We start from the raw sequence: 19,886 nt of genomic DNA, 5'->3' as shown, positions 1-19,886 counted from the left end.
CGACATCGGGCGCCCGCTGAAGCGCGTCTCAGCGGACGCCCGGTGACTCAGCTCATGCTGAATTTCACGCTATAGCTGTAGGGCGGGGCCTTGAGCGTCTTGTTCAGCCGGGCCTTGCAGGATGCCCGGCGTTCGCCGATCGACTCGGCTTCCCGTGTCCACACCGGCAGGTAGCTGTGGCGGGGCGCCTGGGCGAAACGCTGCTGCAGGGAGTGCTGGGCCACGAAGCGGCACTTGCGGGGCCCCGAGCCGTAGATGAACCAGGCCCGTGGTCCGGCGAGCTTCAGTTCCCGCCGCTCGCCGCCGGCAATGGAAAAGCTCGAAGGCGAGGCGCCATTCAGGTCGATGCCGGTGCCCAGCAACTCCAGGGGTTGGGAGGAGTCGTTGTGGATTTCCACCGCGGTGACGATGCCTGAGGCATAGGCGGCAAATGAAAGCAGGGCGGACAGGGCACCGCAGAACAGCGCGATGCTGAAGGATTGCAGCAGGAGAGTCATGTTAATTCCTTTTAGGTCGGATCTTGGAAGCAACGCCATTCCGTGGCGTTGCACGCTTTTCCGAAGAGGGGAGGAAAAGCGCCGGGTAAGTATGCGGACTGTGGCGAGGAATACCCGCGACAAAGCCCCCTTTGTCCTGTGAGTGTTTTCCGATAGTGATGTAGTTGAATTCGGTAGAGACAAAAAAGCCCCGGCTCTGGCGAACCGGGGCTTTTTCTTGCGGCCTTCAGTGCGTCACTGGCGGCTCAGAGCGTCGGGTAGTCGATGTAGCCGACCGGGCCCTTGCCGTAGAAGGTTTCAGGGTGGGGATCGTTCAACGGGGCGTCGGCCTTCAGGCGGGCCGGCAGGTCCGGGTTGGCAATGAACGGTACACCGAAGGCCACTGCGTCGGCCTTGCCGCTGGACAGCCAGGCATTGGCGCTGTCCTTGGTGAAGCGTTCGTTGGCGATGTAGGGACCGCCGAAAGCGGCTTTCAACTGTGGACCGAGGCTGTCAGCGGCTTCCTTCTCGCGGGAGCAGATGAAGGCGATACCGCGCTTGCCCAGCTCGCGGGCGACGTAGGTGAAGGTCTCCGAGAGGTTCTCGTCGCCCATGTCGTGGGAGTCGGCACGTGGCGCCAGGTGCATGCCGACACGGCCGGCGCCCCAGATTTCCACCACGGCGTCGGTGACTTCGAGCAACAGGCGGGCACGGTTTTCCAGGGAACCGCCGTAGTTGTCGGTGCGCTGGTTGGTGCTGCTTTGCAGGAACTGGTCGAGCAGGTAGCCGTTGGCCCCGTGGATTTCCACGCCGTCGAAACCGGCAGCCTTGGCGTTTTCCGCGCCGACGCGGTAGGCCTCGACGATATCGGCGATTTCAGCGGTTTCCAGTGCCCGTGGTGTCGGGTAGTCGGACAGCGGACGGACCAGGCTGACGTGGCCCTTGGGCTGGATGGCGCTCGGTGCGACCGGCAGTTCGCCGTTCAGGTACGACGTGTGGGAAACCCGGCCGACGTGCCACAGTTGCAGGAAGATCCGGCCACCGGCGGCGTGGACGGCCTTGGTGACGTTGCTCCAGCCGCGCACCTGGTCGTTGGACCAGATGCCCGGGGTGTCCGGGTAGCCGACGCCCATCGGGGTGACCGAGGTCGCTTCGCTGAGGATCAGGCCGGCGGAGGCGCGCTGGACGTAGTACTCGGCCATCAGGGCGTTCGGTACCCGGCCTTCATCGGCACGGCAGCGGGTCAGCGGCGCCATGATGATGCGGTTCGGCAGTTCGAGGTCGCCCAGCTTGATCGGATCGAAAATAGTAGTCATGTGCACAAACCTTTTTGCTGATTAGTGGGTAGCGGGAGCCAGGTCGGCATTGCCGCCCTGGCGAAAGGTGATCAGGGTCACCAGCAGTGCGAGCACTGCCAGTGCCGCAGCGGCCAGGGGCACGCTGGTCAGGCCGAAACCGTGGGCGATGACGCTGCCGCCGATCCAGGCACCGAGGGCGTTGCCGATGTTGAAGGCGCCGATATTCAGGGTCGAGACCAGGTTCGGCGCGGCCTGGCCATAGGTCACCACGTTGACCTGCAACGCGGGGACGGCGGCGAAACAGGCGGTGGCCCAGAGGAACAGGGTGATTTCAGCCGGAACGACAATCAGGCTGGTCCAGGTCAGTACGGTGGCCAGCACGGCCATGGCGATGAACACCCCGATCAGCGTCGCCGACAGGCTCTTGTCCGCCAGCTTGCCGCCGATGATATTGCCGGCGGTCAGGCCCAGGCCCATCAGTACCAGGGTCCAGGTCACGCCCCGCGGCGAAACGCCGGTGACTTCGCCGAGCAACGGCGCGATGTAGGTGAACAGGGCGAATACCGAAGCGGAGAACAGCGCGGTCATGCTCAGGGACAGCCACAGGCCGGCACCCTTGAGGGCCGCGAGTTCGGCACGCATGTCGAGTTTTTCTTCATCGCGCTTGGCCGGCAGGAAGCGGATCAGGCCGATCAGCGCGATCACGCCGATGACGGTCACCGCCCAGAAGGTCGAGCGCCAGCCGGCCTGTTGGCCCAGGGCGGTGCCCAGGGGCACGCCGAGCACGTTGGCCAGGGTCAGGCCGGTGAACATCAGGGCCACGGCCGAGGCACGCTTGTCCGGGCTGACCAGGTTGGCCGCCACCACCGAGCCGATGCCGAAGAAGGCGCCATGGCACAGGGCGGTGACAATGCGCGCGAGCATCAGCACGTTGTAGTCGCTGGCCACCGCGCAGAGCAGGTTGCCGATGATAAAGATGCCCATCAGGGCCACCAGGGCCGCCTTGCGTGGCAGCCGGGCAGTGGCCATGGCCATGAATGGCGCGCCGATGGCCACGCCCAGGGCGTAGCCGGTCACCAGCCAGCCGGCGCCGGGGATCGAGACCCCGAGGTCCGCCGCGACATCGGGCAACAGGCCCATGATGACGAACTCGGTCGTGCCGATGGCGAAGGCGCTCAGGGCCAGGATAAGTAGCGAGAGGGGCATCGGGTACGGTCCTTTTAGAGCTCTTGGCTCATGATGCGGAGGAATTCCTGGATGGTTTCCTCGTTGCGTTTGAAGAAGTGCCACTGGCCTGCTTTCTGGCTGCTGATCAGGCCAGCCCGTTGCAGCGTCGCCAGGTGGGCGGACACGGTCGACTGCGACAAGCCGCAGCGTTGGTCGATCTGTCCGGCGCAGATGCCGTATTCATGGTGGTGCTGCTGGTCCGGGAACTGGGTTTCCGGATCTTTCAGCCAGTTGAGGATGTCTCGGCGTACTGGGTGTGCCAGCGCTTTTATTATTTCGTCGAGGTCAATGGTCATGGCAGTGTCTCAGGGTGGTAAAACGGTATATCGCGATGGGGCGAAATATAAATCGCTATTTCGCGATATACCAATATGATTTCGATCTGACCTCAGCGTAAATCGCTATATCGGGTTATAACGATATAGGTAGCGAAGGTGCTAAGCTGCGTGGCATGAACTATCTCGCACATCTCCATCTGGGCGGCCAGCGCCCGGAACAACTGCTCGGCAGCCTCTACGGCGATTTCGTCAAGGGGCGTGTGGACGGGCAATTCACCCCGTCCATCGAGGCGGCGATCCAGCTGCATCGGCGGATCGATGTATTCACCGACCGACATCCCCTGGTGGACCAGGCGCTCTCGCGTTTCAGCCTGACCCGCCGGCGTTATGCCGGGATCGTCCTGGATGTGTTCTTCGATCATTGCCTGGCGCGGGACTGGGGCTTGTACGCCGAGGGTTCGCTGGACAGCTTTACCGCCGGGGTCTACCGGCTCCTGGCGAGCGAACCGCGGCTGCCGGGGCGCCTGGCGCAGGTCGCGCCCTATATGGCGGCGGATGACTGGTTGGGTTCGTACCGGCAGTTCGACGTGTTGCGGCAGGTCTTGCGGGGGATTTCCCGGCGCCTGTCGCGGCCCGAGGAACTGGCCCATGCGATGCACGAGCTGGAGCTGCTGTATGAGCCCCTGGGTGAGGATTTCCGGCGTTTCTATCCCGAGTTGCAGGCGTTTTCCCGGGAGCAGTTGCAGGTCCTGTAGGAGCCGGCTTGCCGGCGATCCGCCGCAGGCGGTCATGCGCTGCGGTCCGGCGATATCCGTACGATCGCTATCGCCGGCAAGCCGGCTCCTACAGGGGTTTATGCCGCTTCGGCTTCGGCGACCTGGCGGGGCGTGGTGCGCTTCGGTTCGGCGACTTCGCCAAACAGGGCCATGTGCACCGCCTGCTGGGCCTGGAAGGCCAGGGCCGCGCGTTCCTGGCCGTTGCAGGCAATCGGCGCCAGTACCTGGATTTCCACCTCGGCCTGATCGTTGGAAAACAGCCGCATCAGGTGCGAGAGCAGATCGTCGTCGCCAATGAAGGGCGCGAGCATGTCCGGCTGTCCGTCGCGCAGGTAACGGATCGCCACCGGTTGCAAGGAGACGTCCGCATCGATGGCCGCCGACAGTAGGCGACCGTGGAAGGTGCGCAGCGAACGGCCATCTGTGGTGGTGCCTTCGGGGAACATCAGCAAGGGATGCTGTTGCTCCAGGTGACGGGTCATCTGCTTGCGGATCAACTGGCTGTCACCCGAGCCACGGCGGATAAACAGGCTGCCGGCCTTGGCCGCCAACCAGCCGGCCACCGGCCAGGTACGCACTTCGGCCTTGGACAGGAAGGACAGCGGCGTCAGTGCTCCCAGCAGGGCGATATCGGTCCAGGACACGTGATTGCTGACCCAGAGCATCGGCCGGGTCGGCAAGGTGCCACGGACCGTTACGCGAAAGGGCAGGGCATTGCTCAACCGGGCCATGAAGAACCGCGACCAGCGCTGGCGTCGGACCATCGAGTTGGCGACACCCAGGCGTTCGAACACGCCGAACACACTGGCCATGCTCAAGCCCAGGGCGACCACCACCAGCACCCGCGCTATCCGCGCATACACCCGCAGCCGGCTCATTACACGGCCGCCTTGAAGTGGCGGGCGTAACGCGGGCACAGCTCGTCGCGCTTGAGCAGGATGAACACATCGGCCACCTGGAAGTCTTCGTCCCAGCACGGTTCGCCGCAGATCTTCGCGCCCAGGCGCATGTAGGCCTTGAGCAGCGGCGGCATCTCGGCGATGACGTTGCCGGGGATATCCAGCGACGGCAGCGGATTCTTCGGTTCGGCGCGCAGGTGTTCGGTGCTCAGGTAGCGTTCACGCAGACGCTGCATGATCGCCTGGGCCTGGATCCCGCCATCCTGCATCGGGATGCTCGCGCAGCCCATCAGGTAGCTGTAGCCGCCTTCGTTGAGCACTTCGGCCAGTTCGCCCCAGAGCACGGCGATGGTGCCACCGTTGCGGTAGGCCGGGTCGACGCAGGTGCGGCCGATTTCCAGGATCGGGCCTTGCAGGTGGCGCAGGCCATGCAGGCTGAATTCTTCTTCGCTGTAGAAACGGCCCAGGGTGTTGGCGGCCTTGTGGTCGAGCAGGCGGGTGGTCGCCACCAGGCGGCCGCTGTTCAGGTCGCGCACGCCGATGTGGCTGCAGTGCACATCATAATCATCCATATCCAGGCCGAGCTCAGCGCCTTTCAGCTTGGCATTGAACTCGCCGCTGAAAACGTTGAAGCGCAAGGCCTGGGCTTCTTGCAAGGCCGCGGCGCCCAACAGGCGTTCGGCTTGCAGGCGGCGTTCATTGCCGGTGTCGCTGATGCGGGCGATCTGAGTCATGACGCGTCTCCGGTTGCCGGCCAGGGTTGCGGCCAGTCGACTTTGTTGTGCAAAGTCAGGCTATGTAGCCCCGGTGTCATCGCCATGAAGCTTTGGTGATGCTTATATGACAGCCCCCAAGGAGCCCGCCATGCCCTGGTCATTCCTGCTCGATCCGCCCCAACGCCTGCCTGCGTCGACCGATCTGGCGGAGGGCTATGCGGTTCTGCTCGAAACGCTGGGGGCGGTGACGCCGTTCGAACTGGCGGTGCGCGGGGGACGGCTCATGGCCTCGCCGGGGCTGGCCTTCCTGGTGGGTTATCAGGCGGCCTTGCGCATGCTCTGGCCCAGCGCCCCGGCCAGTCTCGGCGCGTTATGCGCGACCGAGCAGCGCAGCCTGCGCCCGGCCGATATGCGGACCCGCCTCGCCGACCTGCGCCTGACCGGGCACAAGGATTTCGTCACCGGAGGCGATGCCGCCGACTGGCTGCTGGTGGCCGCGCGCAGTGAAGAAGAAGGTGATGCGCCGCGCCTGAGCCTGGTGATCGTCTATCCGGGGGAGCCGGGTATCCGCCTGGAGCGCCTGCCGCCATTGCCGCTGATACCGGATATCGGCCATGGCCAGGCATCCTTCGATAACGCCGCCTGTGAGCGCCTGGCCGGTGATGGCTGGGATGCCTATATCAAGCCGTTCCGCACCCTGGAAGACATTTATGTCCTCAGCGCCCTGACGGCCTGGCTGCAGGGGATCGGCCAGGACAGCGACTGGCCGCAAGCGCTGCAATTGCGCCTGCTGGGCCTGTTGGCCGGATGCGCGGAGGCCAGTCGACAAAACCCGTCTTCAGTGGCGGCGCATGTCGTGCTGGGTGGCCTGTTTGCCCAGTTCGAGGCCCTCAAGACCGAGCTGGAAGCGGCATTCGCCCAGGGCCCGGTGGCGTGGCGGGATATGTGGCTGCGTGATCGCGCAGTGCTGGATATCGCCGCCGGTGCACGGGCCAGGCGCCTGGCAAAGGCCCTGGCCCAACCCTGAGCAGGCAGGGCGCTGAGCAGAACTGTCATCAAATCTCGTTACACTCGTCAAAGTTATTTCTCCGAGCTTGCCCCATGCCCAAGGGTTCGTCTTTTTTCGCGGTTTTCCTGCTGCTGGTCACCTCCACCGTCCGTGCCGAAAGCTGGCCCGGTGCCGAATGGGCCGAAGGTCCAAAGGTCGCCGGTCCTGCCGTCGAAGCCCTGCAGGCCTATGCCTTTCCACCGCGCGACGACGAAACCCGCAAGGGGGTGCGCACCGATGCCCTGTTGGTGATCCACCAGGGGCGGATCGTCTACGAGCAGTATGCCGGCCCGACCCGCGTCGATACCCCGCACCTCACCTGGTCGATCAGCAAGAGCATCATGGCGACGGTCCTGGGCGTGGCTTATGGCGAAGGCCTGTTTCAACTGCACGATCCGGTGGCGAAGTTCTACCCGCCTTTCCAGGCACACCCCAAGGTCACCCTGGAGCACCTGCTGAACTGGTCGTCGGGCATCGACTGGCAGGAAGACTATGAATATGCGCCATTGAAATCCTCGGTGGTGGCGATGCTCTACACCCTCGGCCACGCCGACATGGCCGGCTACACCGCCGGCCATGGCGAATACAGCCCGGCCGGCCGGGCCTTCCGTTACTCCAGCGGGGACAGCAACGTCCTGGCGGCGGCGCTGCGCCAGATCGTCGGTGCCCAGCGTTACCCGGACTTCCCCTGGACGGCGCTGTTCGACCCGCTGGGCATTCGTGGCGCGGTCTGGGAACGCGATGGCAGCGGCACCTTCGTGGCTTCGTCCTATGCCTACATGACCGCCCGCGACCTGGCCCGGATCGGCCTGCTGATGGAGCGCAACGGTCGCTGGCAGGATCGGCAGTTGCTGCCCAAGGCCTGGGTCGATTTCAACCGACGCCCGTTTTCCGGGTACAAGCCGGGGCAGGATGAAGCCGTGGCGGGCGGCCAGTGGTGGCTCAATCGCTCCATCGACGGGGCGCCCAAGCCATGGCCCGATGCGCCGTCAGACACCTTCGCCGCCCTGGGGCACTGGGGACAGGTATTGTATGTGGTCCCCAGTGCCGGCCTGGTGATCGTGCGCTACGGCGATGACCGCGACGGCAGCTATCGTCACAACGAACTGCTCAAGCGTGCCCTGGTGGTCTTCGCGCCGAAGGTGCTGCCATGAAGTCCGCCAGTCTTGTGCGTCGCCACCCGATCATCAGCCTGCTGGCGTTGCTGCTGTTGGCGCTGTTTGCCTGGGTCTGGCATGAGCGCGTCGCCCTGCGGGCCTTCCCGCAGATCATCAGCGCCTATACCGCCAAAGAGTACTGCTCCTGCCGGTATGTCATGCACAACGCCGCCGACTATTGCCTCGGGTATGTGAAGCAGTCGGTGCCAACCAGTCGTTTTGTCGACGATCCGAACCAGCGCCGGGTCAGCGCCGAGGGCCTGGGGCGCAGCAGCACGGCGGTCTGGGTCGGTGAGCGGGAAGGCTGTCGGCTGGAGCCCTGAGACGTCGTTTGCCACCTCAACCGCCGCCGGTTAAGGTGACGCCTACGTTCAATCAGGAGCTTGCATGCACCGATCCCGCCTTCTTCTGGCCCTGCTCGGGGTGCTGGCCCTGCCGGCCCAGGCCAACTGGTACCTGGACAACGAGTCTTCGCGCCTGTCGTTTGTCACCACCAAGAACGCCGATATCTCCGAAGTCCACCGCTTCCTGACCCTGCATGGCAAGGTCGATAGCCAGGGGGTGGCGACCCTCGAGGTCGAGCTGGAGTCGGTCAATACCGGCATTCCCTTGCGCGATGAGCGCCTGCGTCGTGATCTGTTCGAGATCAAGACCTACCCCGAGGCGCGGGTCACCGCGCAGATCAATGTCCAGCCGATCAACGACCTTGCGCCCGGTGCCCAGCTCGAACTGCGCCTGCCCCTGGTGGTCAGGCTGCATGGCCAGGAGCACAGCTACAACGCCGAGCTGTTGGCGACCCGTCTGGATGACCGGCGCTTCCAGGTCGTGACCCTGGAACCGCTGGTGGTGCATGCCGAGGATTTCGACCTGCTGCCGGGCCTCACGACGTTGCGCAAGGTGGCCGGCCTGTCGGCGATCAGTCTTTCGGTACCGGTGGGCGCGGTGCTGATTTTCACGGCGCGCTGAGATGGCCGGCGCGGTCTTTCCCTGGCGCAGCGACAATGCCTTCGAGCTGCTGATCGACGGCCCGGATTTCTTTCCGCGGATGCTGGTGGCGATCGCCCGCGCCGAATGCCAGGTCGAGTTGGAGCTTTACCTGGTGGAAGCCGGCGAGTGCGCCGAAGCCATGGTCCAGGCGCTGGTCCAGGCGGCCGAGCGCGGGGTGCGGGTGCGTTGCCTGTTCGATGACTATGGCAGCCTGGCCTTTACCCTGGGGCTGCGCCGGCAACTGACCGAGGCCGGGGTCGAGCTGCGTTTCTATAACCGCCTGCGCTGGCGGCGCGGCATGCGCAACCTGTACCGCGATCACCGCAAGCTGCTGCTGGTGGACAAGTCCATGGCGGTGGTCGGGGGCACGGGCGTCACCGACGAGTTCTGGACGCCCGGCAACGACCGTTTCGAATGGCACGAGGTCATGGTGCAGATCCGCGGTCCGCTGGTGCTCGACTGGCAGTTGCTGTTCGACCGCCAATGGCTGGCCAACGAACAGCGCACCGCCTGGAAGCCCGTCGCCCATTTCGGTCTGCCGCGCCTGCCACGGCTGCCGGTGGCGGGGCAGGGCATGGGCCGGGTGGCCTACGCCGACGCCCGGCAACATCGCGATATCCTGCAATCGCTGGTTCGCGCGTTGAGCAGCGGCAAGCAACGGATCTGGCTGGCGACCCCGTACTTCCTGCCGACCTGGAAGGTCCGACGCTCGCTGCGTCGGGCCGCCCAGCGCGGGGTGGACGTGCGGCTCCTGCTGACCGGGCCGCGTACCGATCATCCTTCGGTCCGTTATGCCGGCCATCGCTATTACCCGCGCCTGCTCAGGGCGGGGGTGCAGATCTTCGAATACCAGCCGTGTTTCCTGCACTTGAAGATGGTGCTGGTGGACGATTGGGTCAGCATCGGCTCGTGCAATTTCGATCACTGGAACCTGCGCTTCAACCTGGAAGCCAACCTCGAGGCGCTTGATCCGTCGTTGACCGAGGCGGTGACGGCCAGCTTTATCGCCGACTTCGCCCTCAGCCAGCCGGTCAGCCTCGAAGCCTGGAAGGCACGGCCGTTGTGGCGCCGGGTGAAGCAGCGGCTGTGGGGCTGGGTCGACCGCCTGGTGGTGAACCTGCTGGACCGCCGGAACTGATTCATTGCGCGACCGTGTCCCGCAGGTCGCATTCAGGGTATTGCGACCTGTTAGCCTGGGATAGACTCCCGTCAATTCGTCATATGTCCGGGAACCCCCCATGACTCCATCGTTGCTTATGGCTGTCCTTGCGTCAGGCTTTATCTATGGCATCACCCCCGGCCCCGGTGTGCTGGCGGTGTTCGGCATCGGCGCGGCGCGCGGACGACGGGCAGGCGCGGGGTTTCTCTGCGGTCACCTGCTGGGGGATGTGATCTGGTGCAGTACCGCGCTGATCGCGATTGTCGGCGCGCGGGAAATCGGCAGCACCGCCTTCGATGTACTGGGCGTCATCAGTGGCCTCTACCTGTTCTGGCTGGGCTGGCGGGCACTGCGCAGCCGTCGCGCCAACGGTGAATCACCCCAGGGCGCGGCCCGGCAACCGTTCTGGCACGGCATCCTGTTCGGCCTGACCAACCCCAAGGCCTACCCGGTGGCGGTCGCGACCTTTACCGCCTTGCTCTCCAGCCGTGCCGAGCTGTTGAGCTGGTCGATGCTGCCGGCGCTGATTTTTCTCAGTTTCCTTGGCGGCGTGCTGGCATACGCTATTCTCATCGGTGTTGTCGGCGCCCAGCGGGTGCGGGTGCTGTATCAGCGCCACGAATTGATGATTACGCGTTTGTGCGGTGTGATGTTCATCGGCTTTGCCATAAATGCGCTGACTCATGCGCTGCCGGGGTTGTTGCCGAACAAGGCTTGAGTCGACGGCGAGGGGGGCAGGGAGCCGCTGTTTTCCATGGATCGATACTGACGCTTAATTTTTCGGGCGATCTCTTTCTGATGGAAACGAAGACTGTCACACCGCTGGCCAGCTATATCGACCTGCTGCTTGATGCGGTGTGTGCCGTTGATGTCGAAGGACGTTTTGTTTTTGTCAGTGCCGCCTGCGAGCGCATCTTCGGTTATACGCCGGACGAACTGATCGGCACCTCGATGATCGACCTGGTCCTGCCCGCCGACCGCGAGCGGACCCTCAAGGCCGCCAGTGAAATCATGGCCGGCGAGCCCAAGCCGCATTTCGAAAACCGCTATGTGCGCAAGGACGGCCAGGTGGTCCATATCATGTGGTCGGCGCGCTGGTCCGAGGCCGATCAACTGCGTATCGCCGTGGCCCGTGACATTACCGAGCGCAAGCTTGCCGAGGCGAAACAGACGGCGCTCTACGCGATTTCCGAAGCGGCCCACGCGACTGAAGACCTGCTGACCCTGTTTCAGCGGGTACACCGGATCATCGGCGAGTGGCTGCCGGCGCAGAACTTCTGCGTGGCGTTGTATGACGCGCCACGGGACCAGTTGAGTTTCCCCTATCACATCGACGACCACCGGGCCCGGTGCAACGCCGACGGCCATTGTGCGCAGATCGTGCGCAGTGGCCTGCCGTTGCTGCTGAACGACGAGGAAGCGCCTTGTCTGGGCGTGCCCCTGACCTCGCAGAACGGCATCATTGGCGCGTTGCTGGCAAAGAGTTCGGATGGCGAGCGCTACACCGAGCACGACCAGGATCTGTTGCAGTTCGTCTCGGCCCAGGTCGCGGCGGCCATCGAGCGCAAGCAACTGCACGCGCGCCTGCAATACATGGCGCGTTATGACCAGTTGACCCACCTGCCCAACCGGGTGTTTCTGCAGGAGCGCCTGAAGGCGGCGCTGGCCAGGGCACGACGGGAGCGTGGGCAGTTGGCGCTGCTGTATGTCGACCTGGACAAATTCAAGCAGGTCAACGACAACTTCGGCCATGGCGTGGGCGACCTGCTCCTGCAGGAAGTGGCCCGGCGCCTGCAGCAATGCGTGCGCGAAACCGATACCGTGGCCCGTATCGGCGGGGACGAATTCGTCATTCTGCTGGAGCAACTGCACCTGCGTGAACATGCCGTCCAGGTCGCCGACAAGATCCGTCGCCTGCTCAACGAACCGATGATCTGGGAGGATTGCGAGCTGAGCATCATGCCCAGCATCGGGATCGCCCTGTATCCGGAAAACGGCGAGGAGGCGCACCAGTTGTTCAAGCATGCGGATGAGGCGATGTATGGGGTGAAGCGCGGAGTGCTGGTGACCCATTGAGGCAAGAATCGGGAGATGTCTTGATAAAGTGATCTATAAGTCACATTCCTATTGCTGTGTGATTTATAGATCACTTTATGGGTTTTGACGTTGCTTAAAAAGTGCTCTATAAGTCACTTACTCTTTGAAAAGTGATTTATAGCCGACATGAACGATCTTCTGGTTCAAGATCAATTCGCCCAGCAGCTTCGGGCCTTGCGTAAACGTCGCGGCCTGACCCAGGCGCAGGTTGCCGCACTGGCGATGATTGACCGCAAGCAGGTGATCCTGGTCGAGAAAGGCTTGGGCAGCGTGTCTTTCGAGTTCTATAGCAAGGTCATCGCCGCCTTGGGATGCACTGTTGAAATCAAGCCGGCCACGCGTCCGACGCTGGAAGAGCTGCAGGGCATCTTCAATGAATAACCCTTTGTCTCTTGAAGTGGTGACGCCTTCCGGCTTTGCCGGCGATCTTTTTTTTTCCGACCCTGCAAAGCACTACGTATTCCGTTACGACCGACAGGCATTCAGGCAACCATTGAATCAGTTCGAAAGCAGTTTTGCTTGAGTGCAACGGAGTGGGCTGTGTATCCATTTGCTTACTCTGTGCTCAAGTCCGCCCGGCGGGTGCCGATAAGTCGATACAAGGACTTCTGTAGCGCTTGAGCGAGCATCGACCATGGTTTCCATCAGCAGTGTCACCATCCACAACCCGGCCTTGCCGGCCACCCAGGGCACTGCTGCCGCGTCGAAAGACAAGCCTGCCACCGCTTCGACCCAGCCGGTCGAAGGGATTCAGGTAAAGATTTCGGCCGAAGGACTGGCGGCATCGAATGCTGCCAAGCCGACGGCCAAGAGTCCGGCGACCGCCCAGGCCCAGCAGATCGAAAAACTGCGCAAGATGATGGCCGAGCTGCAAAAGCAGATCGCCGAGAAGCAGGCGCAGATCCAGGCGGTTGCCAACAGCCAGTCGAGCGATGCGGAGAAGGCCAGCAAGGTCGAGGCCTTGAACACCGAAATGGCGACCCTCAGCGCGTCCCTGACCAGCGCCACCGCGACCCTGTTCAACCTGATGAAACAGAAACCGACGCCGGCGCTTTCGACCGAACCGATTCCGGTGACGGCGACAGTGAAGTCGGACGATGCTCCGGCGGAAATGGCGCCACTGGAGGGCTGACAACCCCGTTGTTCGCGGAGGGATAAGCCGGGAGGGGCGGCTTTTCCTTTATTGGCTTTGCTCCCCTCCCTTTCGTCGCTGCTTCTTTTAGCTTGTCGCGATCACCGGTTCACGCTCCAGCACTGAATCCACCATCCTCTGCGCCAGTTCAATCAGATGCACCACGCCCATCGCTACCTTGCGATTGGGGCCTGTGAGGTTGTCGGCGTTTTCGTAGGCCGTGGCGGCTGCGGATTCCAGGACAGAGCTGGCACTTACCAAGGTTTCTTCGGTGCTCTGGAAGTCGGGCAAGGGCTCGGGTGTTGGTACAGCGCCGAGATGTTTTCGCCTATGGGGCGGCGGTAGGTCGTAGTGCGCCAGGGCGCGATCAGCGACCTTGGGGTCAATCGTTTCGAGATTCGGTGAACCTGGCGGGTTCGGTGTGACCTTGAACATGGCAAATCTCCAATCCAATGGTTGGAGCCGTCACGCCATCGCTACCAAACGATTCTGGGTGGCGGCTGTACACAGGTTGGTAGACCGGAAGATTGGAAAAACCGGCGCACCCGAGGGTGCCCTGCGCACAGCCACCGTAAATTGCAGGCAATAAAAAACGCCTGAATCCAAGGAGGCGCTGTGCGCCAATCTATACCGGGCTACCAAACCCGATCACTGATGTGCAGTGATGGACTGAAGATAGCCACCTGGATTGGCAGGCACAAGCGCTCAGGATTTTCTAGGAAGTTTCAGTCAAAGGAAAGGGACTTGTCTTGCCTGCTCGGCAAAATCACTGACTGATGGTAGCGAGTTGTGACAGTCGTCGGGACTGTTCGATCTGTCTAGCTACAGCTGTTTCTGGACGCTTTGCAGCTCTTCCTTCCTTTGTTCAATTTTGTGTCTACGCTCAAGGGCAGTCATTTTGCCAGTATGCCGATGCACGGACCTGAACAGATAAGGAGTCGTTTATGGAGTTCTTTGAAAAGCTTGCCAGCCTCGCCGCAAAGGTTCGCCTGCAAGGGGCTGCGATTCAAACGGAGGAGGCCACCAAAAACGCGTTTGTCATGCCGTTTATCAACACTGTGCTCGGCTACGATGTTTTCGATCCGCTTGAGGTAACCCCAGAGTTCGTCTGCGATGTAGGGACGAAGAAAGGGGAAAAGATTGATTACGCGATCATGAAAGACGGTGAAGTTCAGATACTGATCGAATGCAAGAAGATCGGTGAACCGCTCAATATTAATCATGCCTCGCAGTTGTTCCGCTATTTTCATGTCACGAGTGCCAGGATTTCCATTCTCACCAATGGGCAGGTCTACAAGTTTTTTACTGATCTGGATGCGCCCAACAAAATGGACGAAAAGCCTTTTCTTGAACTTGATTTGCTCGATATCGATGAGTACTCGGTTCCAGAGCTGACCAAACTCACCAAGTCCGCTTTTGATGTCGATTCGATTATCAACGCTGCTGGCGAGCTGAAGTACGTGAGCCAGATCAAGAAGGTGATTGGCGCCCAGGTCAGCAAGCCCGATGATGACTTCGTCAAAGTGTTTGCCTCAAGAGTCTACGATGGGGTGATTACGCAAAAGGTTCGTGAGCAGTTCTATGAGTTGACCCGAAAGGCCCTTGGGCAATTCCTCAATGACCAGATCAATGACCGACTGAAATCTGCGATGAGCGGAGCACTTCAGCCGACGATCAGTTCCCCTCCACCTTCGTCTGGGCAGACAGAGAACCTTGATACGCGTGAGGACTCAGACGATAAAATATTGACGACGCTGGAGGAGCTTGAGGGTTACCACATCGTTCGCGCCGTAGTGCGTTCGGTGGTCGATGCGAAGAGAATCGTGCAACGGGATACCCAGAGTTACTTCGGAATTCTGCTAGATGACAACAACCGCAAGCCAATCTGTCGCTTGCATTTCAACCGCTCACAGAAATATATCGGGATTTTTGACGAAGGAAAAAACGAAACGCGACACCCGATAAACTCCGTCGACGACATTTATGAATTTTCGGATCGACTGAAGAAAACAGTGGAATATTACCAATAAGCTGCAAGCTGGTGGCCCGTTACGCTTGCATGAGCTCGTCAGGCTGCCAGGCAATAACACGCTTGAGTGCTGCTACGCAGATTTTCTCTTCCAGGAAATCATCGAAATCGGAAGCGGTATGCTTGTTCATGTGTTCTACCCTCTCATCCGCTCGACGAAAGACCGGGCGTCAATCGCAAGGACGCCCGGTGCATCGCACACACGAAGCAGCAGCCTGATTCTCCCTCGCCAATCGGATGTATCCGATAGCCGCTGCGATCCCGTACCGATACCTTGCCGACCGGCATGACAGGCGCCGCACAGCTGACCTGACATGTCCTTTGGCGCATTTTGTTCGGGAATATCATGTGAATGTAGGTATCAGTATCTCGTTGGCACCCAGGCCGTTGCAGGGGAGCGGATCGTCCATCCAGGACACGCGGAGGGTGTATGGCCCGGAGCCGGCGGGAGCAGAATTCGAGCCGTTGCAAATGCTGGCGGCGGCCACGGAGGAGGACTCGACCGGGCAAAGGCTTGCCGCCCTATCGTCGGCACCAGGCCGAGCCGAACATTCGGGATTTCGTGCGATGCTTTCGGCACCCGGCGGCACGGGCACGGGCACGGTCTTGGGCAGGCAAGCTCCTCCTTCGAGCCGCGAGGAGAAGATCGAGGCATTCGTGGCGTCGTGGAAACAGGCCAGCGCGGTGTTCAACGGAATGCCGCGGTCGAGCCCTCTACAAGACGCGCAGCAGGCATTCGAACGGAAGTTTCCCCATGCGCCGCGACCCGTGGATCTGCACAGGATCCAGGTGCACGTCTATCAGATGACGGGTTCCCCACCTGGCGACGAGATGTCCGAACATACACTGGTGGCCTCGCCCAGCCTGGCCGATTTGATCGTGGCGCACTACAACGGCAGCGATGTATCCACGCCCTATGGTCGTTACCCGTTCCCTGGCATTTTGTACTATGGCCATGGCGACGCTTACTGCTTGGGCGATGGCAGCGCTCACGAGAGTCCACGAAGAATCTGGTCGGTCAACACCCAAGACGCCCTCGGCTTCATCGGCAAACTCCCGGCGGACAAAGCCAGGGAGGTGGCCGGGCAGCAGGCTCGCCATTTCGTCACGCCTGGCCTGGATGGCAAGACGCCGCGCGAAGCACTGGCGGAAATTCGCAGGGACCAGATCCTGATTGAGGCGCAGCAGCAGGATGACCAGGACATTCTCAGCGAGGAAGGCAAGGCGTTTGTCGAATCGATCGTGAAGACTCCATCCGCGACCGATCTCGAACCTGCCTGTCTCGATCAGAGCCGGCGCGCGAGGGTCTACAGCCTGTCGGTCCGGGAGGCTGCCCACGACGGCAATGACAACGATTGCAACCCCTCTCTGACGCTGCAGGGGCCGTTTGTCATGGTCAGGCCTGCCAATGATCAGCCTTCTTCCGGGGAAGACGATGGCAGTCTCTTCGTGCTTTATCTGCCGGGGTGGGGGCTCAAGGAGTTCAGGTCCAGGCAGGACCTGATGGCCTCCATCGCGGTCTCGCCGATGTTTCAGCGGTTCCTGCCCGAGGTGGTGCAGGCGCGCTCGCCAGAGACAACACGTTATGTGTTCGACAAGTTCGAAGCGATCCCGAGCGACATGAGCTTCCTCGAACACAGCGTTCAGCAGCAGATCGACAAGCAGCAGCGCGATACCCGGCACCGGCTGGAGCAGGCGGGCAGGCGTGGCGTGGACCTGATCGAGTTTGACGTGATGGCCGGCCATTCAACGCGCGATTTTCGCAAGTCGTTCGAGCCGCCCCGGGTCATGGCGGGAAACTCGCGTCCTGCGGTCAATCACAACCTGAACGTCAGCACCCTGTTGAGGGCGTCCCTCAGAGCGTGAGAGCGGCTGGAGCATCAGCCAAATCAAACCCATGAAAAAACCGGCCTCTGAGCGCCGGTTTCTTGTCTTCAATGCAGGGGGAGGCAGGCTGCCATCTACGATCACGCGTGCGCAGCACGCTCGAATACTTCGTCAGCCCATTGGTTCAGGCTCTTGCCGGCGGCTTTGGCGGCAATGGTCGCGGCGGCATGAACTTCAGGACGAATGCGCAGCATCACTTTCCCGGAGGCGGGCTTCTCGGGGCTGACGCCTTGCTCGGCACAATCCGCCAGATAATCCTCGATAGCGCCGGCGAACTCGGCGCGCAGCTGCGTCACTGAATCGGCATGAAAGCTGATGATGTCGCGCACGCCCAGTACCCGACCGACGAAAATATCATCTCGATCGTCAAACTCGACTCGGGCGGTATAGCCCTTGTAGGTCATGCTGTTCATAGCTCAACTCCTGCTCGCTGGAGAAATTCGCGAGCTTCTTCGATTCCTGATCACGTAGGCGCGATCACCCAAATTCCACCCATAAAAAACCGGCCTCTGAGAGCCGGTTTCTGGTCTTCGTCGCTAGCTTGAGCAGCGTCGGAGCGGGTTCGATCTGGAGCGGGTAGAGGGAATCGAACCCTCAACTAAAGCTTGGGAAGCTTTCGTTTTGCCACTAAACTATACCCGCTCGAACGGCTGACTTTGTACCAGATGTTGTCGCGGATTTGAAGTTTTTCTTTGGGAATCTGTATTTTAGCGCAGATCGCAGAGCGGATTTTCGCCAGGCGTCATCGCGGGCATTCAAGCATCGGCCAGGGGCTCCCCGAGAATGCCGTTGCCCGCGACGACGGTCGATCACATGGCTTGCGCATGGTGTTCCTGGACGTGTCGGTAATAACGTGCCCGGCTTTCCTGGTGGGTGGGTTTGAGGAAGTCGAGCAAGGCGTGACGACTGTCCCGGCAAGCGGACTTGTGTTCCATGTCGAGGAAGTGCCCGGTGCTGCGAATGGTGCTGAAGTGGCTATGGCGGACGTGATTGCCGAACTTCTGCGCGTCCTCGGCGGCGGTGTATTCGTCCCATTCGCCATTCATGAACAGCACCGGTACGTCGATCCTGTCCGCGGCCTTCAGGTAGCACAGGCGATCGCTGGCGAGTATTTCGCTGATATGGAAATGCATCTGCCCGTATTCATGCTCCGCCAGGCTGCTGACGTGCCGGTAGTTGAAGCGCTTGAACAATGACGGTAGGTGCTTGCCGATGGTGCTGTTGACCAGGTTGCCGACACGGTCGCGGTCGCAGGCACCGAGATAGTCGACGCCGCGCTCCAGGTAGTCCCGCATCGGTTCGTTGATCACCGGCGAGAACGAACTGATCACCGCCTTTTCCACCCGCCGCGGACGCTTGGCCAGGGCGACCAGCGCTGCGGCGCCGCCCCAGGAAAACGACATCACATGCTCGGCGGCGAAGTGGTCGATCAGTTCCAGGAGGATCTGCCCCTCGACTTCCTTGGTCAGCATTTTCTCGTGACGGTTGTGGGCCTTGGACTTGCCCGCGTAGGGCTGGTCGTAGCACACGACGTTGTACTGCGGATGCAGGTTTTTCACGGTCTGTGCAAATGACGCAGTGGTGGCCATCGAGCCGTTGACCAGGATAATGGTCTTTTCTGCGGCATCTGCGCGATAGAACTCCGTGTAAACCCGATATTGACCCTGTATATCCAACACAGCGATTTCTGGCCTCATGTCAAAAGACTCCTGGCAAGCGGGTATGCGCGCAACTGACTGTGCACGAGCTATATGACAGGTAGGCATTCGCCTGGAATTTGAAGCCCATGCCGGTCCGGTAAAAGCCTGGCCGACGGGTGTTTTTATAGGCGGGCAATCTGCCGGAGAGCGAGAGCTGGCAAGCCCTGCAGCCGACAAAGAGTTTCTTGGAGTTGTGGGGTGACTTGTCAGTCACAATCTGGCTGACGGTTTGATTCAAGCAGGCACGCGGTGATTGTGCAAGGAGCGATTTGGCATAAGCCGATCACTTCTGCCCAACGGTCATCCGCTCAGATCTGGCGGATTTCTTCGTCCGTCAGCGGTCGGTATTGCCCGGGCGCGAGGCGTTCGTCGAGCACCAGCGGGCCCATGCGTTCGCGATGCAGGCGCAGGACCTTGTTGTCGAAGTGGCCGAACATGCGTTTGACCTGGTGATATCGACCCTCGACGATGCTCAACCGGGCGCTGCGCGGGCCCAGCAGTTCCAGTTCGGCCGGTTGGGTGGTGAGGTCTTCGAAGGCGAAGTACAGGCCTTCGGCAAAGGTCGCGGCATAGTCGGCGCCGATCACCTGCTCGGTCTCCACGTAGTAGACCTTGGGCAGCCTGGTCAGCGGTTGCGTCAGGCGCCGCGACCACTGCCCGTCGTTGGTCAGCAGCATCAGGCCGGTGGTGTTGAAGTCCAGGCGCCCGGCGATATGCAGTTCGTGGACGTCCGGTTCCTCGAGCAGGTCGAGGACGGTCCGGTACTGCGGGTCGCGCGTGGCGCTGACGCAGCCCTGGGGTTTGTGCAGCATGAAGTAGCGCGGCGGGCGACTTGCCTGCAGCACTTCGTCGTCGACTTCGACCTGGCTGAACTCACGCACTTCATGGTGCGGATCGGTGGCGATCAGGCCGTCGACCCTGACCCGTTTTTCCACCAGCAACAGGCGTACCTGCTGGCGGTTGAAGCGGGGCAGGTTGCTGAGGAAACGGTCGAGGCGCATGGCGGGATGTTCATGGGGA

23 protein-coding genes and 1 tRNA gene are annotated in these 19,886 nt (G+C 61.7%); 13 read left to right on the top strand and 11 right to left on the bottom strand.

Annotation, left to right across the window (positions count from 1 at the left end):
* Nucleotides 1–47: 47 nt before the first annotated feature.
* From HX881_RS15930 to HX881_RS15915, 4 genes are all read right to left on the bottom strand, one after another.
* Nucleotides 48–497, bottom strand: coding sequence for a hypothetical protein (locus tag HX881_RS15930; RefSeq protein ID WP_017127706.1), 450 nt, complete (start codon nt 495–497; stop codon nt 48–50).
* A 245-nt stretch (nt 498–742) separates the two neighbouring features.
* A complete protein-coding gene (locus HX881_RS15925; protein ID WP_177085385.1) occupies nt 743–1,792 on the bottom strand; it encodes an alkene reductase in 1,050 nt (349 codons plus the stop codon).
* Between the two features lie 21 nt (nt 1,793–1,813).
* Nucleotides 1,814–2,980, bottom strand: a complete 1,167-nt coding sequence (locus HX881_RS15920) for an MFS transporter (protein WP_177085383.1) — start codon at nt 2,978–2,980, stop codon at nt 1,814–1,816.
* Between the two features lie 14 nt (nt 2,981–2,994).
* A complete protein-coding gene (locus HX881_RS15915; RefSeq protein WP_017127709.1) occupies nt 2,995–3,297 on the bottom strand; it encodes an ArsR/SmtB family transcription factor in 303 nt (100 codons plus the stop codon).
* Nucleotides 3,298–3,452: 155 nt separating this feature from the next.
* Here HX881_RS15915 and HX881_RS15910 point away from each other — a divergent pair, with 155 nt between their 5' ends.
* Entirely contained in the window at nt 3,453–4,034 is a 582-nt protein-coding gene (locus HX881_RS15910) for an acyl carrier protein phosphodiesterase (RefSeq protein ID WP_103032629.1), read from the top strand.
* A 98-nt stretch (nt 4,035–4,132) separates the two neighbouring features.
* On the opposite strand, the gene HX881_RS15905 is transcribed toward HX881_RS15910, so the two are convergent.
* Nucleotides 4,133–4,933 (bottom strand): lysophospholipid acyltransferase family protein, encoded by an 801-nt coding sequence (locus HX881_RS15905; RefSeq protein ID WP_017127712.1) that lies wholly within the window; start codon nt 4,931–4,933, stop codon nt 4,133–4,135.
* Nucleotides 4,933–5,688, bottom strand: coding sequence for an L-ornithine N(alpha)-acyltransferase (gene olsB / locus HX881_RS15900; RefSeq protein ID WP_017127713.1), 756 nt, complete (start codon nt 5,686–5,688; stop codon nt 4,933–4,935). Before olsB ends, HX881_RS15905 begins: the two co-directional genes overlap by 1 nt.
* Nucleotides 5,689–5,818: 130 nt before the next feature.
* On the opposite strand from olsB, the gene HX881_RS15895 reads away from it, so the two are divergent.
* The 10 genes from HX881_RS15895 to HX881_RS15850 all read left to right on the top strand — a co-directional run bounded on the left by HX881_RS15895 (nt 5,819) and on the right by HX881_RS15850 (nt 13,250).
* Nucleotides 5,819–6,697, top strand: a complete 879-nt coding sequence (locus HX881_RS15895; RefSeq protein WP_177085381.1) for an acyl-CoA dehydrogenase middle domain-containing protein — start codon at nt 5,819–5,821, stop codon at nt 6,695–6,697.
* A 74-nt stretch (nt 6,698–6,771) separates the two neighbouring features.
* A complete protein-coding gene (locus HX881_RS15890; RefSeq protein ID WP_177085379.1) occupies nt 6,772–7,872 on the top strand; it encodes a serine hydrolase domain-containing protein in 1,101 nt (366 codons plus the stop codon).
* On the top strand, nt 7,869–8,198 hold the full coding sequence (locus HX881_RS15885) for a hypothetical protein (protein ID WP_017127716.1): 330 nt from the start codon (nt 7,869–7,871) through the stop codon (nt 8,196–8,198). Before HX881_RS15890 ends, HX881_RS15885 begins: the two co-directional genes overlap by 4 nt.
* A 64-nt stretch (nt 8,199–8,262) precedes the next feature.
* A complete protein-coding gene (locus tag HX881_RS15880) occupies nt 8,263–8,841 on the top strand; it encodes a YceI family protein (RefSeq protein ID WP_017127717.1) in 579 nt (192 codons plus the stop codon).
* 1 nt (nt 8,842) lies between these two features.
* Nucleotides 8,843–10,000: a phospholipase D-like domain-containing protein gene (locus HX881_RS15875; RefSeq protein ID WP_177085377.1), complete on the top strand. Its 1,158-nt coding sequence runs from the start codon at nt 8,843–8,845 to the stop codon at nt 9,998–10,000.
* Between the two features lie 100 nt (nt 10,001–10,100).
* Nucleotides 10,101–10,739 carry a LysE family translocator gene (locus HX881_RS15870; protein WP_042936061.1) on the top strand — a complete coding sequence of 213 codons (639 nt, stop codon included), beginning with the start codon at nt 10,101–10,103 and terminating at the stop codon, nt 10,737–10,739.
* A gap of 80 nt (nt 10,740–10,819) precedes the next feature.
* The gene (locus HX881_RS15865; protein ID WP_017127719.1) at nt 10,820–12,097 is read left to right on the top strand and encodes a GGDEF domain-containing protein; all 1,278 of its coding nucleotides are present in this window, start codon (nt 10,820–10,822) and stop codon (nt 12,095–12,097) included.
* 147 nt (nt 12,098–12,244) lie between these two features.
* Nucleotides 12,245–12,499: a helix-turn-helix transcriptional regulator gene (locus HX881_RS15860; protein ID WP_017127720.1), complete on the top strand. Its 255-nt coding sequence runs from the start codon at nt 12,245–12,247 to the stop codon at nt 12,497–12,499.
* Complete coding sequence (locus HX881_RS15855; protein WP_158683253.1) at nt 12,492–12,641, top strand: hypothetical protein; 150 nt, start codon at nt 12,492–12,494, stop codon at nt 12,639–12,641. The genes HX881_RS15860 and HX881_RS15855 overlap by 8 nt, the downstream gene beginning before the upstream one ends.
* 111 nt (nt 12,642–12,752) lie before the next feature.
* Nucleotides 12,753–13,250 carry a hypothetical protein gene (locus HX881_RS15850; RefSeq protein WP_103032631.1) on the top strand — a complete coding sequence of 166 codons (498 nt, stop codon included), beginning with the start codon at nt 12,753–12,755 and terminating at the stop codon, nt 13,248–13,250.
* A gap of 87 nt (nt 13,251–13,337) precedes the next feature.
* On the opposite strand, the gene HX881_RS15845 is transcribed toward HX881_RS15850, so the two are convergent.
* On the bottom strand, nt 13,338–13,685 hold the full coding sequence (locus tag HX881_RS15845; RefSeq protein ID WP_042936062.1) for a DUF6124 family protein: 348 nt from the start codon (nt 13,683–13,685) through the stop codon (nt 13,338–13,340).
* A gap of 509 nt (nt 13,686–14,194) precedes the next feature.
* On the opposite strand from HX881_RS15845, the gene HX881_RS15840 reads away from it, so the two are divergent.
* Complete coding sequence (locus HX881_RS15840; protein WP_177085375.1) at nt 14,195–15,280, top strand: type I restriction endonuclease; 1,086 nt, start codon at nt 14,195–14,197, stop codon at nt 15,278–15,280.
* Between the two features lie 347 nt (nt 15,281–15,627).
* Nucleotides 15,628–17,145: a hypothetical protein gene (locus HX881_RS15835; protein ID WP_177085373.1), complete on the top strand. Its 1,518-nt coding sequence runs from the start codon at nt 15,628–15,630 to the stop codon at nt 17,143–17,145.
* Nucleotides 17,146–17,246: 101 nt separating this feature from the next.
* Here the strand turns inward: HX881_RS15835 and HX881_RS15830 are convergent, their stop codons facing one another.
* The 4 genes from HX881_RS15830 to HX881_RS15815 all read right to left on the bottom strand — a co-directional run bounded on the left by HX881_RS15830 (nt 17,247) and on the right by HX881_RS15815 (nt 19,867).
* Nucleotides 17,247–17,579 (bottom strand): type II toxin-antitoxin system HicB family antitoxin, encoded by a 333-nt coding sequence (locus HX881_RS15830; RefSeq protein WP_177085371.1) that lies wholly within the window; start codon nt 17,577–17,579, stop codon nt 17,247–17,249.
* Between the two features lie 155 nt (nt 17,580–17,734).
* Nucleotides 17,735–17,808, bottom strand: a tRNA-Gly gene (locus tag HX881_RS15825).
* 167 nt (nt 17,809–17,975) lie between these two features.
* The gene (locus HX881_RS15820; protein WP_177085370.1) at nt 17,976–18,863 is read right to left on the bottom strand and encodes an alpha/beta fold hydrolase; all 888 of its coding nucleotides are present in this window, start codon (nt 18,861–18,863) and stop codon (nt 17,976–17,978) included.
* 311 nt (nt 18,864–19,174) lie between these two features.
* Nucleotides 19,175–19,867 (bottom strand): pseudouridine synthase, encoded by a 693-nt coding sequence (locus tag HX881_RS15815; RefSeq protein WP_177085368.1) that lies wholly within the window; start codon nt 19,865–19,867, stop codon nt 19,175–19,177.
* Nucleotides 19,868–19,886 lie beyond the last annotated feature (19 nt).

The sequence above is a fragment of the Pseudomonas gingeri genome, from assembly GCF_013386115.1.
In the GTDB taxonomy this organism is placed as follows: Bacteria; Pseudomonadota; Gammaproteobacteria; order Pseudomonadales; family Pseudomonadaceae; genus Aquipseudomonas; species Aquipseudomonas gingeri.
Note: the sequence above shows the minus strand (reverse complement) of the source record. Positions and strands in the feature narration are given on the sequence as shown.

Bases quoted from the DNA above. Each gene is read 5' to 3' on its own strand.
- HX881_RS15850 (WP_103032631.1), top strand. From the start codon at position 12,753: ATGGTTTCCATCAGCAGTGTCACCATCCACAACCCGGCCTTGCCGGCC.
- HX881_RS15830 (WP_177085371.1), bottom strand. From the start codon at position 17,579: ATGAACAGCATGACCTACAAGGGCTATACCGCCCGAGTCGAGTTTGAC.
- HX881_RS15815 (WP_177085368.1), bottom strand. From the start codon at position 19,867: ATGCGCCTCGACCGTTTCCTCAGCAACCTGCCCCGCTTCAACCGCCAG.
- HX881_RS15865 (WP_017127719.1), top strand. From the start codon at position 10,820: ATGGAAACGAAGACTGTCACACCGCTGGCCAGCTATATCGACCTGCTG.
- HX881_RS15880 (WP_017127717.1), top strand. From the start codon at position 8,263: ATGCACCGATCCCGCCTTCTTCTGGCCCTGCTCGGGGTGCTGGCCCTG.
- HX881_RS15840 (WP_177085375.1), top strand. From the start codon at position 14,195: ATGGAGTTCTTTGAAAAGCTTGCCAGCCTCGCCGCAAAGGTTCGCCTG.
- HX881_RS15920 (WP_177085383.1), bottom strand. From the start codon at position 2,980: ATGCCCCTCTCGCTACTTATCCTGGCCCTGAGCGCCTTCGCCATCGGC.
- olsB (WP_017127713.1), bottom strand. From the start codon at position 5,688: ATGACTCAGATCGCCCGCATCAGCGACACCGGCAATGAACGCCGCCTG.
- HX881_RS15870 (WP_042936061.1), top strand. From the start codon at position 10,101: ATGACTCCATCGTTGCTTATGGCTGTCCTTGCGTCAGGCTTTATCTAT.
- HX881_RS15820 (WP_177085370.1), bottom strand. From the start codon at position 18,863: ATGAGGCCAGAAATCGCTGTGTTGGATATACAGGGTCAATATCGGGTT.
- HX881_RS15875 (WP_177085377.1), top strand. From the start codon at position 8,843: ATGGCCGGCGCGGTCTTTCCCTGGCGCAGCGACAATGCCTTCGAGCTG.
- HX881_RS15860 (WP_017127720.1), top strand. From the start codon at position 12,245: ATGAACGATCTTCTGGTTCAAGATCAATTCGCCCAGCAGCTTCGGGCC.
- HX881_RS15905 (WP_017127712.1), bottom strand. From the start codon at position 4,933: ATGAGCCGGCTGCGGGTGTATGCGCGGATAGCGCGGGTGCTGGTGGTG.
- HX881_RS15910 (WP_103032629.1), top strand. From the start codon at position 3,453: ATGAACTATCTCGCACATCTCCATCTGGGCGGCCAGCGCCCGGAACAA.
- HX881_RS15930 (WP_017127706.1), bottom strand. From the start codon at position 497: ATGACTCTCCTGCTGCAATCCTTCAGCATCGCGCTGTTCTGCGGTGCC.
- HX881_RS15890 (WP_177085379.1), top strand. From the start codon at position 6,772: ATGCCCAAGGGTTCGTCTTTTTTCGCGGTTTTCCTGCTGCTGGTCACC.
- HX881_RS15925 (WP_177085385.1), bottom strand. From the start codon at position 1,792: ATGACTACTATTTTCGATCCGATCAAGCTGGGCGACCTCGAACTGCCG.
- HX881_RS15885 (WP_017127716.1), top strand. From the start codon at position 7,869: ATGAAGTCCGCCAGTCTTGTGCGTCGCCACCCGATCATCAGCCTGCTG.
- HX881_RS15845 (WP_042936062.1), bottom strand. From the start codon at position 13,685: ATGTTCAAGGTCACACCGAACCCGCCAGGTTCACCGAATCTCGAAACG.
- HX881_RS15895 (WP_177085381.1), top strand. From the start codon at position 5,819: ATGCCCTGGTCATTCCTGCTCGATCCGCCCCAACGCCTGCCTGCGTCG.
- HX881_RS15915 (WP_017127709.1), bottom strand. From the start codon at position 3,297: ATGACCATTGACCTCGACGAAATAATAAAAGCGCTGGCACACCCAGTA.
- HX881_RS15855 (WP_158683253.1), top strand. From the start codon at position 12,492: ATGAATAACCCTTTGTCTCTTGAAGTGGTGACGCCTTCCGGCTTTGCC.